Source organism: Archangium violaceum (assembly GCF_016859125.1).
Lineage (GTDB): Bacteria > Myxococcota > Myxococcia > Myxococcales > Myxococcaceae > Archangium > Archangium violaceum_A.
Window position 1 is genome coordinate 5,173,821 of the sequence record NZ_CP069338.1, and the last position, 15,577, is coordinate 5,189,397.

13 protein-coding genes are annotated in these 15,577 nt (G+C 68.5%); 8 read left to right on the forward strand and 5 right to left on the reverse strand.

The features are described from left to right. Positions 1-13: 13 nt before the first annotated feature. Genes JQX13_RS22215 through JQX13_RS22230 form a run of 4 tightly spaced genes read left to right on the forward strand, consistent with a single transcriptional unit; the run spans position 14 to position 3,663 of the window. Positions 14-916 carry a MerR family transcriptional regulator gene (locus tag JQX13_RS22215; RefSeq protein ID WP_203410925.1) on the forward strand — a complete coding sequence of 301 codons (903 nt, stop codon included), beginning with the start codon at positions 14-16 and terminating at the stop codon, positions 914-916. Positions 917-976: 60 nt separating this feature from the next. Beyond that, complete coding sequence (locus JQX13_RS22220) at positions 977-2,338, forward strand: amidohydrolase family protein (RefSeq protein WP_203410926.1); 1,362 nt, start codon at positions 977-979, stop codon at positions 2,336-2,338. A gap of 9 nt (positions 2,339-2,347) precedes the next feature. Then, positions 2,348-2,902 carry a hypothetical protein gene (locus JQX13_RS22225; RefSeq protein WP_203410927.1) on the forward strand — a complete coding sequence of 185 codons (555 nt, stop codon included), beginning with the start codon at positions 2,348-2,350 and terminating at the stop codon, positions 2,900-2,902. Further along, complete coding sequence (locus JQX13_RS22230) at positions 2,899-3,663, forward strand: hypothetical protein (protein ID WP_203410928.1); 765 nt, start codon at positions 2,899-2,901, stop codon at positions 3,661-3,663. Before JQX13_RS22225 ends, JQX13_RS22230 begins: the two co-directional genes overlap by 4 nt. A 19-nt stretch (positions 3,664-3,682) precedes the next feature. Here the strand turns inward: JQX13_RS22230 and JQX13_RS22235 are convergent, their stop codons facing one another. Together JQX13_RS22235 and JQX13_RS22240 are read right to left on the reverse strand one after the other, a co-directional pair. Beyond that, positions 3,683-5,224: a peptide MFS transporter gene (locus JQX13_RS22235; RefSeq protein WP_203410929.1), complete on the reverse strand. Its 1,542-nt coding sequence runs from the start codon at positions 5,222-5,224 to the stop codon at positions 3,683-3,685. Between the two features lie 65 nt (positions 5,225-5,289). After that, complete coding sequence (locus JQX13_RS22240) at positions 5,290-7,257, reverse strand: thiamine pyrophosphate-binding protein (RefSeq protein WP_239015012.1); 1,968 nt, start codon at positions 7,255-7,257, stop codon at positions 5,290-5,292. Positions 7,258-7,603: 346 nt separating this feature from the next. Between JQX13_RS22240 and JQX13_RS22245 the strand changes: the two genes are divergently transcribed. Then, entirely contained in the window at positions 7,604-8,032 is a 429-nt protein-coding gene (locus tag JQX13_RS22245; RefSeq protein ID WP_203410930.1) for a hypothetical protein, read from the forward strand. A gap of 3 nt (positions 8,033-8,035) precedes the next feature. Here JQX13_RS22245 and JQX13_RS22250 read toward each other — a convergent pair whose 3' ends face one another. After that, entirely contained in the window at positions 8,036-8,269 is a 234-nt protein-coding gene (locus JQX13_RS22250) for a hypothetical protein (protein WP_203410931.1), read from the reverse strand. A gap of 147 nt (positions 8,270-8,416) precedes the next feature. On the opposite strand from JQX13_RS22250, the gene JQX13_RS22255 reads away from it, so the two are divergent. Continuing rightward, positions 8,417-9,751 (forward strand): M24 family metallopeptidase, encoded by a 1,335-nt coding sequence (locus tag JQX13_RS22255; protein WP_203410932.1) that lies wholly within the window; start codon positions 8,417-8,419, stop codon positions 9,749-9,751. 152 nt (positions 9,752-9,903) lie between these two features. On the opposite strand, the gene JQX13_RS22260 is transcribed toward JQX13_RS22255, so the two are convergent. After that, complete coding sequence (locus JQX13_RS22260; protein WP_203410933.1) at positions 9,904-11,094, reverse strand: hydroxymethylglutaryl-CoA synthase; 1,191 nt, start codon at positions 11,092-11,094, stop codon at positions 9,904-9,906. A 162-nt stretch (positions 11,095-11,256) separates the two neighbouring features. Here JQX13_RS22260 and JQX13_RS22265 point away from each other — a divergent pair, with 162 nt between their 5' ends. Both JQX13_RS22265 and JQX13_RS22270 read left to right on the forward strand, forming a co-directional pair. After that, positions 11,257-12,021, forward strand: coding sequence for a YqjF family protein (locus JQX13_RS22265; protein WP_239015015.1), 765 nt, complete (start codon positions 11,257-11,259; stop codon positions 12,019-12,021). A gap of 58 nt (positions 12,022-12,079) precedes the next feature. Further along, the gene (locus JQX13_RS22270) at positions 12,080-14,554 is read left to right on the forward strand and encodes an esterase-like activity of phytase family protein (protein WP_203410934.1); all 2,475 of its coding nucleotides are present in this window, start codon (positions 12,080-12,082) and stop codon (positions 14,552-14,554) included. Positions 14,555-14,611: 57 nt separating this feature from the next. On the opposite strand, the gene JQX13_RS22275 is transcribed toward JQX13_RS22270, so the two are convergent. Then, positions 14,612-15,574, reverse strand: coding sequence for a hypothetical protein (locus JQX13_RS22275; RefSeq protein ID WP_203410935.1), 963 nt, complete (start codon positions 15,572-15,574; stop codon positions 14,612-14,614). Between the last annotated feature and the right edge of the window lie 3 nt (positions 15,575-15,577).

Consider the following 15,577-nt stretch of genomic DNA (forward strand, 5'->3'; position numbering starts at 1 on the left):
CAGGGGAGTCTCCATGGCCGAGCGCACCTACAGAATCCACGTGGCGGCCGAGCTCTCCGGGGTGAGGGTGGAGCTGATCCGCGCCTGGGAGCGGCGCTATGGGGTGCTCGCGCCGAAGCGCACGCCCTCGGGCTACCGGGTGTACACGGACCGGGACGTGGAGTTGCTGCGCAGGCTCAAGCAGCTCACCGAGGAGGGGGTGTCCATCAGCGAGGCGGCGACGATGCTGCCGCAGCTGCTGGCGGAACTCGACGCGGCGCAACCGGCCCCGGCCCCCATCCCGGAGCCGAGCCCCGCGAACGTGGCGGCCTGGCGGGAGGATGCCCTGGCGGCGGCGGAGGCGTTGAATCAGCGGCGGGTGGCGGAGGTGTTGGACGAGGTGCTCGCGGCGCTGTCGCCGCTGAAGGCCTATGAGGAGGTGCTGGTGCCGCTGCAGCGCGAGGTGGGGGAGCGCTGGCATGCGGGGGCCTTCTCGGTGGGGCAGGAGCACATGGTTTCACAGGAGGTGCGCGCGCGGCTCATCAACCTGCTGCACACCTCGCCGGACATGGGGCCCCGGCGCGCGGTGCTGGCGTGCTTCCCGGACGAGCAGCACGAGATTGGCCTGTTGGGCGCGGCGTTGCGGATGCGGCACGCGGGCATCTCGGTCACGCTGTTGGGCCAGCGGACGCCGGTGATGGAGGTGGGCCGGCTGGCGCGCGAGCTGAAGGCGGACCTCGTGGGGCTCTCGGCGGTGACGGACCACGGGGTCCGGGACTTCGAGGACACCCTGTCCCGTCTCCTGGCGGAGCTCCCCCGGGGGACTCCGGTCTGGGTGGGGGGCACGGCGGCGCTGTTGCACCGCACGGTGTGCGAGCGGTTGGGCGTGCGCGTCTTCGAGAGCGGAGACGACTGGTCGCGGCTGCTGGGGGGATGAGCCCAGGTCGTCGCTCCTTCTATACTCACTGACGGACATGCAACGCATGAGGAATCCGTCATGAGAACCCTGCGGGCCTGGGCACTCCTGGGCGCCGGCCTTCTGTGTCTCGCTGGAGTGCTGTTGCCGGGTTGTGCGCACGAGGCACGGCCTCTTGCCGGTGTCTCGGAGCGGGCGGTCGCGTTCGTGGGGGTGAACGTCGTCCCCATGGACACCGAGCGGGTTCTGATGGACCAGACGGTCATCGTGCGCAACGGGCTCATCACGTCCCTGGGCCCGTCGGCGGAGATCACCGTGCCGGAGGACGCCGAGCGCATCGATGGCCGGGGTCGCTACCTGATGCCGGGACTGGCGGACTTCCACGTCCACCTGCACTCGGATGAGCAGCTCCTGTCGTACGTGTTCCACGGTGTCACCACGCTCTTCGAGCTGGACGGCTCGCCCCGGCACCTCGAGCTGAGGCAGCAGCTCGCGACGAGGCAGCGCTTCGGCCCGACGCTCTACACGAGCAGCCCGCTGTTGGATGGGGGCCCGCCGGGAAGCAGGGTGGTGTCGGTGACCACGCCCGAGGAGGCGCGCGTGGCGATCATCCGGCAGAAGAAGGCGCGCTACGACGCGGTGAAGGTCTACGACAACATCTCCCCCGAGGTGTACGCCACCCTGGTGGCGAAGGCGGAGCAGCAGGAGATCGCGGTGGTGGGGCACGTGCCGCGCATGGTGGGGGTGGAGGCGGTGCTGCGCTCGCGCCAGGCGCTCATCTCCCACGGGGAGGAGTACTTCTTCGACGGCTCTCAGGACGAGTCGAGGATCGCCGACTTCGCGCGTGCGACGAAGGAGGCGGGCACGTCGGTGATACCCGATCTCATCCACATCGAGACCGCGTTGCGGATGTTGAAGGACCTGGAGGGCGTCTTCGCGGACCCCGAGTCCCGCTACCTGTCGCCCGAGGTGCTGAGGAACTGGCGCTACTCCAACCCCACGCGGCGGTTGGACGCGGCGGCGTTCGGCGAGCGCAAGCGGGCGTCCTACCCGTTCGTCCAGCACCTCACCCTGGCGCTGCAGAAGGAAGGCGTGCGGCTGGTGTTGGGCACGAATACCTCGGACGCGGGGCTCTTTCCGGGCAGGTCGACGCACCTGGAGCTGGCGGAGCTGGTGAAGGCGGGCCTGTCGCCCTACGAGGCGCTGGCCGCGGGCACGCGCAACGCCGCCTCCTTCATCAAGGACCACGTGGACCCATCGGCGCGCTTCGGCACGGTGGCGGTCGGACAGCAGGCGGACCTGCTGCTGCTGCCGGGCAACCCGCTGGAGGACGTGGGGCAGGCGGAGCGGGCGCTCGGGGTGATGCTGCACGGCCAGTGGCTCACGCGCGAGCAGCTGCGGAAGATGCGGAAGAAGAGCGCCGCGTCCCTGGCCCAGCCCTGAGCGATGAGCATGTCCCTGGGAACGAGTGCCATCAGGCGGAGCGGGTGTGTCCTCCTGGTGGTGCTGCTCTTGTGCCTGGTGGCTCGGGCTGCTCCCGGGCCTCAAGACGATTCGATTCGCGCCCGGCTCAAGGCCTGCCTGCTCATGGGGGACATGCAGTGCGTCGTCACCCAGTACATGGTGCTGAAGGACCTCGGCAGGATGCCGGACTGGCTGGTCGCGTTCCAGAACGCCTTCGCCGTCGCGAACCGCCGCGCCGGTGAATGCGAGAAGGTGGCCAGGGCCATCCACCAGGGTCTTGCGGAATTCGCGCAGAAGCCGGTGTTCATCCGCTTCTCCGTGGAAGGGAAGTACAGCCAGCTGGGGTTCGATGTGCTCGAGAAGGGAGTCTTCGTCAAGAACCTACAGATTTCATCGAATGGCTATCATGTGGCGGTGAAGCTGGGGGACAGGGTCATCGATGCCTATACAGGATTGGCCGGTCTTCCCTTGCATGAGTACATGGCCAGACTCACGACGAGGCCGGGAAGTCATGTCATCCAGCAGGTAGTGGAGGGGCTATGAGCGAGGGATACGTTCGCGAGGAAGATCCATTCCTGGCGCAGTGGCGTGGGCGAAGGGTGTGGTTGCTGGATGCATTGATGTGGGGCCGTTATCAGGTGAAGGAGCGACATGCGTTGTGGTTCGTCACGGGCCTCGAGACCGTAGACTCCCTCTTCCCCTTCATTCATGGCTGGAACGCCCATACCTACTTCAATGGAGGGGACGAGCCCGCATGGCAGGAGTTCCTGGATTGGTTCCAGGAGACGCGAGGGCAGCCATTGAAGCAGGACTGGTATGTTCAGCCTTTGCGAGACTGCCAGGGCGACCATGAAAAAGCCGCACTGGTGCTTCTTGAGCTCGTCGCCGAATACGTGGAGCGGTTCGGTGTCGCTCCGAGAGGTAGGGCGGAGAGCCTGGATGAGAAGGTCGCCGCGACCTACGGACCTCTGCCCAGGGAGTGGGGAGGGCGCCAGGTGGAGTTGTTGGATGCGCTGTTATGGATCCGGCGGCGGATGCACGAAGGGCAGGAATTGTCCTTCTTCACGGGGCAGGACACCGTTGACTCCCTGTACTCCTTCACCTCTGGGTGGATCCTGAACACCGTCGTCAACGAGCGTAAGGACCTGACGGTGGCGCCCTTCCAGGAGTGGCTCCGGGACGTCAAGAAGGAGTTCCCGGGAGAGGGCTGGCACGTCAAATACCTTCAGGACTGCCAGGGGGACCACCGGAAGGCGGTCCTGAAGTTCCTCGACTTCGCCGCCGAGTTCAGGGCCTCGCGCTGACCCTTCCTCGCGGGGCCCTTCAGTGCACCCCGCCCATCATCCGCCGCAGCGGGCGGACGAAGAGGGCCAGCACCAGTCCCGCGACGATGCCGGTGACGGCCACCGCGCCGAAGATGGGCGTGGGGTTCGTCCCGAGCTTCCCGGCCAGCTGCCCGGCGACGATGTTGCCCAGCGACATGGACATGAACCACACGCCCATCATCTGCCCCACCACCCGCTGCGGGGCGAGCTTCGTCACCGTGCTCAATCCCACGGGGCTGAGGCTCAGCTCGCCCAGGGTGTGGAGCAGGTAGGTGAGCACCAGCCACAGCGGGCTCACCTTGTCCCCACCCGCCGCCGCCAGCGAGGCCGCCACCATCACCGCGAAGCCCGCGCCCATCAGCACCAGTCCCAGCGAGAACTTGGCCGGGCTCGACGGCTCGAGTCCCCGCTTGTTGAGCCTCACCCACATCCAGGCGAACACGGGGGCCAGGGCGATGATGAACAGCGCGTTGACGGACTGAAGGGTGCTCGGCGGTATCTCCAAGCCGAGCACCCTCAGGTCCGTGGCGTCGCGGGCGAAGAGGTTGAGCGAGGAGCCCGCCTGCTCGAAGCCGGCCCAGAAGAGGGTGGAGGAGGCGAAGAAGACGCCGATGACGGCCAGCCTCCGCTTCTCCGTGGCATCCAGCCCTCCAGCCGTGAACTGGTAGGCGAAGAAGGCGAGCGCCAGCGTCACGATGATGAGTCCGCCCGTGCGGGCCAGGCCCACGGCGCTCGTCAGGTCCACCTTCCCGAGCAACTGCAACACCACCAGCACTCCCACCAGCGCGCCCGCCAACACGAGGCCCGCCAGGCGGGAGCCGCCGCGCTTCTCCGGTTGCCCCGGCGTCCCGGTGCGGACGTCCGCGCTCTGGGGTTTCCGCCCCACCTCGCCCAGGTGCTTGCCGCCCAGCAGGTACTGGATGACGCCGAACACCATGCCGATGCCCGCGGCGCCGAACCCCGCGTGCCAGTTCACCCGCTCGCCCAACGTGCCCACCACGAGGGGCGCGATGAAGGCACCGAGGTTGATGCCCATGTAGAAGATGGAGAAGCCCGCGTCCCGCCGCGCGCCGCCCTCGGGGTAGAGGCCTCCCACCATGGCGCTGATGTTGGGCTTGAGCAGCCCCGTGCCCAGCACGATGAGCAGCAGGCCCAGGTAGAAGAAGAGCGTCCCGGGCAGCGCCATGCTGAAGTGGCCCAGGGCGATGATGATGCCGCCGAGCAGCACCGCGCGCCGCTGGCCGATGATGCGGTCCGCCAGCCACCCGCCCGGCATGGCGGTGAGGTACACGCCCGCGCCGTACAGCCCGTAGATGGCGCCCGCCTTCTCCGCGGTGAAGCCCAGACCGCCCCGCTCCGCGGTCGCCGTCATGAAGAGGATGAGCAGCGCCCGCATGCCGTAGAAGCTGAAGCGCTCCCACAGCTCGGTGAAGAAGAGGGTGGAGAGTCCGCGCGGGTGGCCGAAGAAGTCCCGCTGCTCCGGGGCTTCGAGGGGGGTGGCCGCTCCACGGGCGGACTCGGTTGCGGGTGTCTGGGTCATTCCGGGGGCTCTCCTGTCCCCGGACTCTACAGTCCCCGGACTCCGCCCGTGGAGGGGCCTCGGGCTCAGCCCTCCTTCGGGGCCGAGGCCACGGCGGCGAACCGGTCCCCGTACGGCGGCACCTCGCGGTAGTCGATGCGGCACACGAGCACCTGCGGCCGGCGCTCCTCGTCCGCGCGCTGGAGCACCCGTGGCAGCAGCTCCGCGAGCTGACCCGGCCGCGTCACCTCGTGGGCCCGGGCGCCCAGGGACTCGGAGAACTTCACCAGGTCCGGATCTCCCAGGCTGAAGTAGGGGTCGTCCAGCGGGTACTCGCCCGCCGCCTGGGCGTGCTCGCCGTGGTTCACCATCCCCAGGTAGTTGTCGTTGAGGACGATGTAGACGGCGCCCACCTGGTAGCGCACCGCGGTGACGAGCTCCGTGCCGTTCATCAGGAACGAGCCGTCCCCGGTGAGCGCGATGGCCGTGTTCTCCGGCCTGCCAATCTTCCCGCCGATGACCGCGCCCATGGACCAGCCCATGGAGGACAGGCCGCAGGGATAGAAGACGCGGGCCGGTGGGGCGATGCGCAGACAGTGCGTGGCCCAGCCGGTGCAGTTGCCCATGTCCACGTACAGGTCCGTGCCGCCGTGCAGGTGCGCGTTGAGCTCCGCCATCACGTGCTGCGGCTTGAGCGGCCCATCCTCGGGCAGGGGGGCGGCGGCCGCGCGGTGGGCGAGGCTCAGCTCGTTGAGGTGCTGCCGGCGCTCGCGCACCTGCGCCTCGCTGCCCGGCGCGGCGTCATGGCCGAACTCCACCAGCCCCGCCACCACCGAGCCCACGTCCGCCACGATGGGCAGGTTCACCTGGAGGAACTGGCCGATGACGGACGGGGTGGCGTCCACCTGGATGACGGTGCTCGCCGACTGGAAGAGCGAGGAGAAGCTCTTGCTGGCCCACTCCCCCAGGCGGCTGCCCAGCACCAGCAGCACGTCCACGCCCTCGCCCAGGTACTGCTCGGCGCGCTTGCTGCCGGCGATGCCCAGCACACCCAGCGACAGGAAGTCCTCCTCGGAGAAGAGCCCCTTGCCCCGCAGGCTGGTGGCCACGGGGATACAGAAGCGGCGCACGAAGGCGGCGAACTCCGCGCCCCGGCTCTCCAGCGCCTCGCGCGCGCCCGAGCCCAGATAGATGAGGGGCCGCTTCGCCTGCCGCAGCAACTCGAAGGCCGTGTACACCTCGGAGGCCGGCGCGGCGGGCAGGCTGCCCTTCCACGCCCCCGGCGCCGTGGGCACGCTCACCTTCGCCAGCTTCTGCCGGGCGATGTTGGTGGGCAGGCTCACGTGCACCGCCCCGTGGGGCAGCGCGTGCACCGTCTTCATCGCCCGCTCGAACAGGCGCGGGAAGCTCTTCGCGTCCACGATGGTGGTGCTGGAGGCCGTGCAGTGCCGGAACATCTCCGCCGTGTTGATGCCTCCCTCGTCGGTGCTCTCCTGGATGGCGGCCAGCCCGAAGCGCTCGGTGGACACCTGACCGCTGAGGGTCAGCACCGGCACCTGATCCAGGTGCGCCGAGGCCACGCCCGTCATCGCGTTGGTGGCCCCGGGGCCCGCCGTCACCGCGCACACGCCCAGCTTGCCCGTGGCGCGCGCGTACCCGTCCGCCATGAAGGCCGAGCCTCCCTCGTGGCTGCCGATGATGAAGCGGATGCGCGCCTGGCGGCGCAGCGCCTGCACCAGCGGCGCGATGTTGCCTCCCGGAATGCCGAACACCGCGTCCACCTGCTCCGCCTCCAGGTGCGCCAGCAGCGCCTCCGCCACCGTGACATCCTCCAGCGTCCGGAACGAGCGCAGCTTCGTCAGCGTGGCGGACGGCCCCTCCGCGCGTGCGTGCGCCTCCGAATGCACCACGCTGTCCCTCGGGTGGGCTGCCACGAGCGTCTCCGTGGAGTGTCCATCCAGCAACGAGGGCGTTCCCTGGGCGAACAGCGCGGAGGTGGACTCACCGCGGATCAGAACACTCGACGCGGCCTTGGCGAGGGCGGGCTGGGACACAGGCTCCCCTTTCTTGTGGTGTGGTGGTGGGGGGGTAGTACGTCGTCCGGGGTGCGCGCCTCCCCGGAACCGCGGGTGGGTCGACGGGACCGGGCTCGGGACTCGAGCACGGTGAGTATCGCGTGCGCGCCACGCGATGTGTCGGGCCTATGACGGACTGGCAAACTACCTCAACTTCCCGTCCGTATGGAACAGTAAAGTTAAATTTTTTCAGGTCGGCTGAATATGAAGATGTGCTAGGGCGCCGCACCTCTTTTGGCGAGGTTCGCTAAGCTGCGCGGCACCTTCGCGGCTCGATCGGGCACGCGGGGGCCTTTCCACTCCGAACGACAACGAGGCAAGTGAGATGCCTGTCCCACAGAACGTCGCCACGGATTATGGCTTTCGGGTCCACGCTCCCGGGTACATCACGCCGGCGGAGGCGCGCGCCTGGTTCGAGGATCTGAAGGTCCGGGTGCTCGCCCTGGAGGGCAAGTCCTTCGGGATGATGGTGGACTCCCGCTCCCAGAAGGCGAACCCGCCGGACACCCAGGAGCTCATCAAGGAGGCGATGGTGTGGCTGCGCGGCCACGGCATGCAGCGCTCCGTGGTGGTGCTCGACAGCACCGTGGCGCTCATCCAGATCCTCCGTCTGGCGAAGGCCACGGGCGTGTACGCCTACGAGCGTTACATGGACGCGCTGAAGGATCCGGAGTGGGAGGCCAAGGCGGTGGGGTGGATCAAACACGCGATCGACCCGGATCTGCCGCAGGCCGAGCAGACGCAGGCGCGCTGAGGCTCACCCCGGCACGGGCGCGGTGCGGGGAGTCCCGAGCAGCTGCAGGGTCCGCACCGCGACATCGACGAGCGTCTGGGCACAGGGGTAGCAGCCACCGCCGCAGCACAGGGGCCACTCGCCCTCGGGGTCTCGCAGGAGCGGGTACACGCAGCCCCGGTAGGTGAGGGGCAGCCCGAGCTCGTCACACGCCTGGAGCAGCGCGTCCTGCACACGGGGGTCTCTCACATCGATCACCCTGGGGGTGTAATCGCCTGACCAGGGACCCGCCATGAGGGCGTGGAGCCTTGCCTTCCTCGCGGCCCGCCGGGCAGGGCTCTCGGGGCCCGTCCTCATGGCACACCGGATAGGCTGGGGGCTCCTCTTCGCCTGGGAGTCTCCGTGATGAACCGCTGGCCCGTCCCCTGCCTGTTGCTGGCCTTGAGCGTGGCGTGCGCCACGGCCCGGCCGGTTCCCCCGGAGCCGGAGACGCCGCGGCTCCTGTCCTGGTCCGAGCAGCTCGCCGTGCGCGAGGCCTGGCTCGCGAAGCGTCACGAGCTGTTGCTGCCGATGATGCGCCGGCACGGCGTGGGCATGTGGATCATCGTGAACGAGGAGTTCCACGATGATCCGCTCACCCAGTACGTGGCACCGCCGAGGCCCTACGCGGGTTTCCGGGATGTCTACGTCTTCATCGACGCGGGAGAGCAGGGGCTGAGGAGGATCGCCCTGCCGAGCTACGCCGAGGAGAACCTCACGCGCTTCTTCGAGGTGCCGGAGGAGACGCGCGTGTACAAGCAGGTGCTGGGCGAGCTCTACAAACAATACCAGCCGCGCACCATCGCCCTGGGAATCAATGGCAGGCGCGCGGTGACGCACAGCCTGACGCGGGACTCCTATGCGTACCTCGTGGAGGCCCTGGGGTCCGAGGCGGAGGCGCGCTTCGTCGGCGCGGCGCCGCTCATCGAGGAGTACCTGGACACGCGCATCCCCGAGGAGCTGGAGCACTACCGGACGCTGGTGGCGCTCACGGAGCAGGTGGTGAAGCGGGCGTTCTCGTCCGAGGTGGTGAAGCCGGGCGTGACGCGGGTGGGGGACGTGCGCCGCTGGCTGTACGACGAGCTGGGGCGGCGGAGCGTGGGTACCTGGTTCCAGCCGGACCTGCGCGTGCAGCGCAAGGGGCAGACGGGCGGGACGTCGCGCGGCTTCCTGGCGGTGTCGCGGGAGGACGTGGTCATCCAGCGGGGGGATCTGCTGCACGTGGACTTCGGCATCAGCTACATGGGCCTGCACAGCGATTGGCAGAAGATGGCCTATGTGCTGCGCGAGGGAGAGAAGGACGCACCCGAGGGATTGAAGCGGGCGCTGGCGAACACGAACGCGCTGCAGGACGCGCTGGTGAAGGCGTCGCGTCCGGGCCGCTCGTCCTCCGAGGTGTACGAGGTGGTGATGGCCGAGATGAAGGAGAAGGGAATCCAGGCGCAGGTGTACTCGCATCCGCTGGGCAACCAGGGGCACGGACTGGGCGCCTCCATCGACTTCCGCGCCACGCTCCGGAAGGAGGGGGCCCAGCATCTGCGCGCGGGCTCGTACATCGCCATCGAGCTCAACACGCGCGCCCCGGTGCCCGAGTGGGACGGCCAGGAGGTGTTCGCGATGGCGGAGGATCCCGCGTATCTCACCGACGAGGGCTGGCGCTTCTTCGTGCCCCGGCAGGAGGCGTACTACCTCATTCCCTGATCGATGCTCCCTCTCCCTTCGGGAGAGGGTGGGGGTGAGGGTATCCGAGCCTGTTCTCCAACCCGTGGCCCACCGTGTGGACAGCGGGTTCAACCCGGGTGCACCCGATACCCTCACCCCGTCCCTCTCCCGAAGGGAGAGGGGAATTTCACTCAGCGCGCGTAGATGCGCTTGTGATCGCGCGTGCCCAGGTAGCGGAAGCCCTCGCCCGGCGTCTCCTCGGCGGGCTTCTCGTCCAGCTTCTCGCGCGCGGCCATGATGGCCTCGTACTCGGGGATGCTCAGCGCGCGCCGCCGCTCCAGCAGCGTCTCCAGGCCGAGCGCCTTCACGCGCGCCTGGGCCTCGGGCTGAACCACGCCGCTGAAGAACTCCGCGCACGAGCCGCTGCCGTACGAGAACAGGCCGATGCGCTTGCCCGAGAGCTCCTCGCGCGAGCACGACAGGAGGCTCGCCAGGGCCAGGTACATGGAGCCCGTGTAGATGTTGCCCACCTGCGAGGGCAGCAGGAGGCTGGGGCCCACCAGCTTGTCGAAGCTCGCATCCGGCTCCTTGTCCCCATCCAGCGTGCGGATGTGACGGTGCGCCTTGCGCGACATCTTCCCGTACGGCACGTGGTACACGAGCGCGGCGAAGCGGTCGCTGTACAGCCCGCCCTCACCCGCGTCCCCGGCTGCCTCCTGGTAGGCCTTGTACGCGCCCTCGAGCGCGTCCAGGTAGCACTGCACCGAGTAGTGCCCGTCCACCACCGCGTCCTTCGAGTAGAGCGGGCGCCAGAAGTCCATCACGTCCTTGGCGTACACGCCCGTCTTCCCGGCCTCGATGGCCAGCAGCTTCGGCTTGTCGGACACCAGCAGGGCCACCGCGCCACCGCCCTGGGTGGGCTCACCCGGCGTGCCCACGCCATAGCGGGCGATGTCCGAACAGATGATGAGTGCCTTCTTCCCCTTCGCGCTGCCCGCGCGCACCCAGTCCAGCGCCATCTGCAGCGCCGCGGTGCCGCCGTAGCACGCGTGCTTCGTCTCGAAGACGCGGCAGCGCGTGGACAGCCCCAGCAGGCCCTGCACGTACGAGGACACCGGCTTGGAGTGGTCCACCGCCGTCTCGGTGCCCACCACCAGCATGCCCACGTCCTCCGGAGAGCACCCGGCCGCCTCCAGCGCCATGCGCGCCGCGCGCGCCGCCAGCGTCACCGTGTCCTCGTCCACCTGTGGCACCGCCATCCGCGTGACACCCAGCCCGTCCACGTACTTTCCCGGCGCCACGCCACGCGCCTTGGCCAGCTCCGCAAGCTCCACGTACGTGGCCGGTACCGCGATTCCGAGGCTCTCGAGTCCTGCCTGCATTCAGCGCTCCTTCAAAACTCCAGGGGGGTTGAATCATTCTGGCCTATTTGCCGGGTGCATTTCCACCCCCTCCCGGTGCCTTGTCCTGGTGACAAGGTGGGAGGATGTGGCTCTCGCGGACGAGGGGGATTATGAAAATGTCCGTTTTCCGGAGGCTTTTCCGTGTCCGAGCGCATCGCCGAGCCCGACATCGATCGCATCAGCCCCACGCGCCGGCCGGATGAGCGGCCGGTGATGTACCAGCGCTGGCATCAGCTCCTCTTCCTCCACTGGTCGTTCCCGCCGGAGGTGGTGGCGCCGCTGCTGCCGCCGGGGCTGACGCTGGACACCTTCGATGGCCGTGCATGGGTGGGCCTGGTGCCCTTCACCATGCGCGGCGTGCGGCCACGAGGGCTGCCCGCGGTGGGCTTCCTGTCGGACTTCCACGAGACGAACGTGCGCACGTACGTGCACTTCAAGGGAAGGGACCCGGGCGTCTGGTTCTTCAGCCTGGAGGCCGCCAACGCCATCGCGGTGAGGATCGCCCGGGCGTGGTTCAAGCTGCCCTACCACTACGCGGGCATGGAGCTCACCGTGGGTGCCCAGGGCGAGTCGTTCGCCTATCGCTCCGAGCGCCGCTGGCCGGGGCCCACGCCGGCCACCTGCTCCGTGCGCTGCACGCCCAGGGGGAGCGTGTCCACGTCCATTCCGGGCACGCTCCAGCACTTCCTCGTCGAGCGCTACTTCCTCTACTCGACCGCCAACGGAGTGCTCTTTCGCGGCCAGGTGCACCACTCTCCCTATCAGGTGCGGGGCGCCGACGTGGAGGGCCTGGACGAGTCGCTCCTCTCTGCCGCTGGCATCCCCCGTCCTCCCGCGCCGCCGTTGGCCCTCTTCTCGGAGGGCGTCGATGTCGACGTGTTCCGGCTGAAGCGCGTGGAGATGTAACGCAGACTCCACCCGCTCGCGATGGGGCCGCCACGCATCTCCGGTACTCGCCGCGCTCATGACCTTCAAACCGTCTTCCTTCCGTCCGGCCTCCGCGCGGTGGTTGTTCGCGGCCCTGCTGGCCTGCGTCACCGGTTGCCCCAGCAACGAGCCCCGTCCGCCCGGCCCCGAGCCGCTGCCCGAGAAGCCCCAGCTCGCGGGCCGCGCCGTGCTCCCCGCCGACACCTTCGCCGAGGGCCCCGCCTCGGGTGAGTTCTCCGGCACCAACAAGAACGGCGTCCAGGTGCCCTTCGCGACGCAGCCCGTGCAGGGCTTCTCCGCGATGGCGGACAACCGGGACGGCTCCTTCCTGGTGATGTCCGACAACGGCTACGGAACGATCGAGAACTCGGCGGACTACCACCTGCGCGTCTACACGGTGCGCCCGGACTTCAAGTCGAAAGCGGGCGGCTCCGGCACCCTGACCGTGGAGAAGTTCTTCGAGCTGAGGGATCCGGACAAGAAGATCCCCTTCGCCATCACGAACCACTTCACCGCGGAGCGCATCCTCACCGGCGCGGACTTCGACATCGAGTCCATGCAGCGCACCCAGGACGGCACCTTCTGGTTCGGTGACGAGTTCGGCCCCTTCCTGCTGCACACCGACGCGACGGGCAAGCTGCTCGAGGCGCCCATCCCCCTGCCGGACTTCGAGAACGAGGGCCTTCAGCTCCGCTCGCCGCAGAACCCGTTCAGCGAGGAGGCCTCGGCCCTCCGGGTGATGAACGCGGTGCGTGCCCACGCCCGTGCCCACGGCAACCACCGGACTCCCGTCTTCGCGCCGCTGTACGCACTGATCGACGACGGCAACGCGGCCACCGGTGTCCCCAGCCGGCTCGCGCCGCCCGCGGGCTCGGGCGTCGCCGCCTCCACCAGCGACATCTTCAACGTGGGCTCGCTGCACTCCGCCGGTTACCCCGTCGTCGTCTGGACGGTGAATACGGCGGCGGAGATGCAGGGACTGCTCGCGCTCGAGGTCGACGGTATCATCAGCGACCGGCCGGACCTCCTGCTCCAGGCCGTGCGCGGCTTCGACGCCAATGGGGACGGCACGCCCGGCGATTACCTCGACGCGGATGGCCTCATCGATCCGGCGAAGTTCGACGCCCAGGGTCATCGCGGTGGCCGCGACCTCCGCCCGGAGAACACCCTGCCGGCCATGGAGGTGGCGCTCGACTACCTGATGACCACGCTTGAGACGGACACCGGCATCACCTCGGATGGCGTCCCCGTGCTCGACCATGACCCGAGCATCGAGGCCGCCAAGTGCCGCCGCGCGGATGGCGGTTCCTACACGGCCGCCGACCAGGTGCTGGTGAAGGACCTCACCGCGGCGGAGCTCCAGTCCCGGTTCATCTGCGACCTGCTGCTCTCCGGCCGTCCGGAGCAGAAGAACGACCGGGCGCTGTCTCCCGTGTCCGTGGCCTTCGCCGCGGAGAAGGGCCTGCCGGACGCCTACACGAAGCCCACGCTGCAGCAGCTCTTCGACTTCGTGAAGTTCTACGTCCAGTACTACAAGAGCGGCGCGGGCCAGTCGCACCCGGACGCGGCGAAGCGCGTGAAGAACGCCGAGCGCGTGCGCTTCAACATCGAGACGAAGCTCAACCCGCGCGCCGAGTTCGCCGCGCGCACCATCGCGCCGGGCCCCTTCGCGGACGCCGTGGCGAAGGTCATCCTCGACAATGGCCTGGCGGAGCGGGCGGACATCCAGAGCTTCGACTGGCGCTCGCTGCTCCACGTCCAGGAGAAGTACCCGTCCATCCGCACCGTCTACCTCGTGGGGGACTACCCGGTGTACGCCGACCGCTCCATCGCCGGCTCGGACGATGGCACCAACCTCCAGCCCGAGGGTGACCACACCACGCCGTGGCTCGGGGGCCTGCCCTGGCCGTACCGCTCCACCGCTCCCGGCTCCACCTTCCGCGTGTCGGGGAGCGGCGGCTTCGAGGGCATGGCCCTCACGCCGGACGGCAAGAAGCTGCTGCCGCTGCTGGAGAAGCCGCTGAAGGGCGGCAAGGAGCGCACCCTGCTCATCCACGAGTTCGACATCGAGAGCCGCCGCTACACCGGCGTGAAGTACGAGTACGTGCTCGAGGAGAAGGGCACCAACATCGGCGACTTCATCCTCTTCGACGACACGCACGGCCTCATCATCGAGCGCGACAACTTCGAGCGCGACCAGGCCGTGCACAAGGCCATCTACGAGGTGAAGCTGGGCGAGGCCGGCAAGCCCGTGAGCAAGCGGCTCGTGGTGGACCTGATGAAGATCGCCGACCCGGACGGCATCACCACCGCGTCGGAGGACTCCCTGGGGTTGGGCGAGACCTTCTCCTTCCCCTTCCTCACCATCGAGGACGTGGTTGTCTTCGACTCCCGGCGTATCGGCGTCATCAATGACAACAACTACCCGTTCAGCGCGGGCCGCCGCGAGGGCAAGGCCGAGGACACGGAGTTCATCCTCCTCGACCTGGACCAGGAGTTGGGCAAGCTGTAGCCCTGGAGCCGGGGTGGTCCGCGTCGCTGGCGCGCGGGCCGCCCTTCCGGCTGGGGCTCACGAGCAGGTGCCACAATCGGCGGCGCAGCTGGCGGGCGTGGTGCCCGTGCCGCACTTCTCCGTCGCCTGGCACACCCCATCTCCGCAGGTGTAGATGTCCTCCGCCCTCATGCGCGTGGTGATGGGCCGGTAGGTGGTGCCGTTGTACGTGCAGGACGTGTAGAAGGTGTTGGTCGCGTCCCGCGTGCAGTACGTCGAGCAGTTGCCCAGGTACACCATGGGCACGCACTGCGACGAATTGGGGACACCGGAGATGCCGCACACGCGCGGGCTGCTCTGGTTGCTGTTCAGGGTGAGGCCATCGTTGGAGCCGAAGACGCCCGTGCTCCCATCGAAGAGGTTGCCGAAGAAGCACGCCTCCTTGAGGCCGTAGGTCGTCAGCTCCTGGCTCGTGGAGGGGATGGTGTTGCCGGCCCCGTCCAATCCCAACAGTGAAATGGTGACGTGGATGCCGAACTTGTTGGCATGCGCCGCCATGCAGGCCGACACCACCTGCAGCTCCGCCGTGGTGGCCGCCGCGCCGCTGGCCCAGCTCGCCGCCAGCCCCAGCGAGCCATTCCAGGTATGGGTCGTCTGGGTATTCGAGTTCGTGTACGTGCGTGTCTGCCCGGCGGGGACCGCGCAGGCCACCACGTATTTCATGACCTCGTCGCGCACCGCCGGGTCGGCCTTGAACCAGGAATCGAAGCTGCTCGTCGACAAGCCATTGAGACTCAGTCCATTGAGACTCAGTCCATTGAGGCTCAGTCCATTGAGACTCAGTCCATTGAGGCTCAGTCCATTGCCGACGACCACCTGCTGCGTCGTCTTGCGTCCCAGCTCTTGTGTTTCTTCAGGCAGCTCATCCGCTGGTCCGCACCCGGTGGTGCAAGCCAACATGAGTGCCACCAACCCACTCCAACCCGCCGCCGGACGAAGCTCCCAACCACTGCGCCGAGACTCGAAGGTCTTCAACAGCATGGG

Excerpts from the sequence above, each read along its gene's own strand:
- JQX13_RS22215 (WP_203410925.1), top strand. The coding sequence starts at position 14 with ATGGCCGAGCGCACCTACAGAATCCACGTGGCGGCCGAGCTCTCCGGG.
- JQX13_RS22220 (WP_203410926.1), top strand. The coding sequence starts at position 977 with ATGAGAACCCTGCGGGCCTGGGCACTCCTGGGCGCCGGCCTTCTGTGT.
- JQX13_RS22225 (WP_203410927.1), top strand. The coding sequence starts at position 2,348 with ATGTCCCTGGGAACGAGTGCCATCAGGCGGAGCGGGTGTGTCCTCCTG.
- JQX13_RS22230 (WP_203410928.1), top strand. The coding sequence starts at position 2,899 with ATGAGCGAGGGATACGTTCGCGAGGAAGATCCATTCCTGGCGCAGTGG.
- JQX13_RS22235 (WP_203410929.1), bottom strand. The coding sequence starts at position 5,224 with ATGACCCAGACACCCGCAACCGAGTCCGCCCGTGGAGCGGCCACCCCC.
- JQX13_RS22245 (WP_203410930.1), top strand. The coding sequence starts at position 7,604 with ATGCCTGTCCCACAGAACGTCGCCACGGATTATGGCTTTCGGGTCCAC.
- JQX13_RS22255 (WP_203410932.1), top strand. The coding sequence starts at position 8,417 with ATGAACCGCTGGCCCGTCCCCTGCCTGTTGCTGGCCTTGAGCGTGGCG.
- JQX13_RS22260 (WP_203410933.1), bottom strand. The coding sequence starts at position 11,094 with ATGCAGGCAGGACTCGAGAGCCTCGGAATCGCGGTACCGGCCACGTAC.
- JQX13_RS22270 (WP_203410934.1), top strand. The coding sequence starts at position 12,080 with ATGACCTTCAAACCGTCTTCCTTCCGTCCGGCCTCCGCGCGGTGGTTG.
- JQX13_RS22275 (WP_203410935.1), bottom strand. The coding sequence starts at position 15,574 with ATGCTGTTGAAGACCTTCGAGTCTCGGCGCAGTGGTTGGGAGCTTCGT.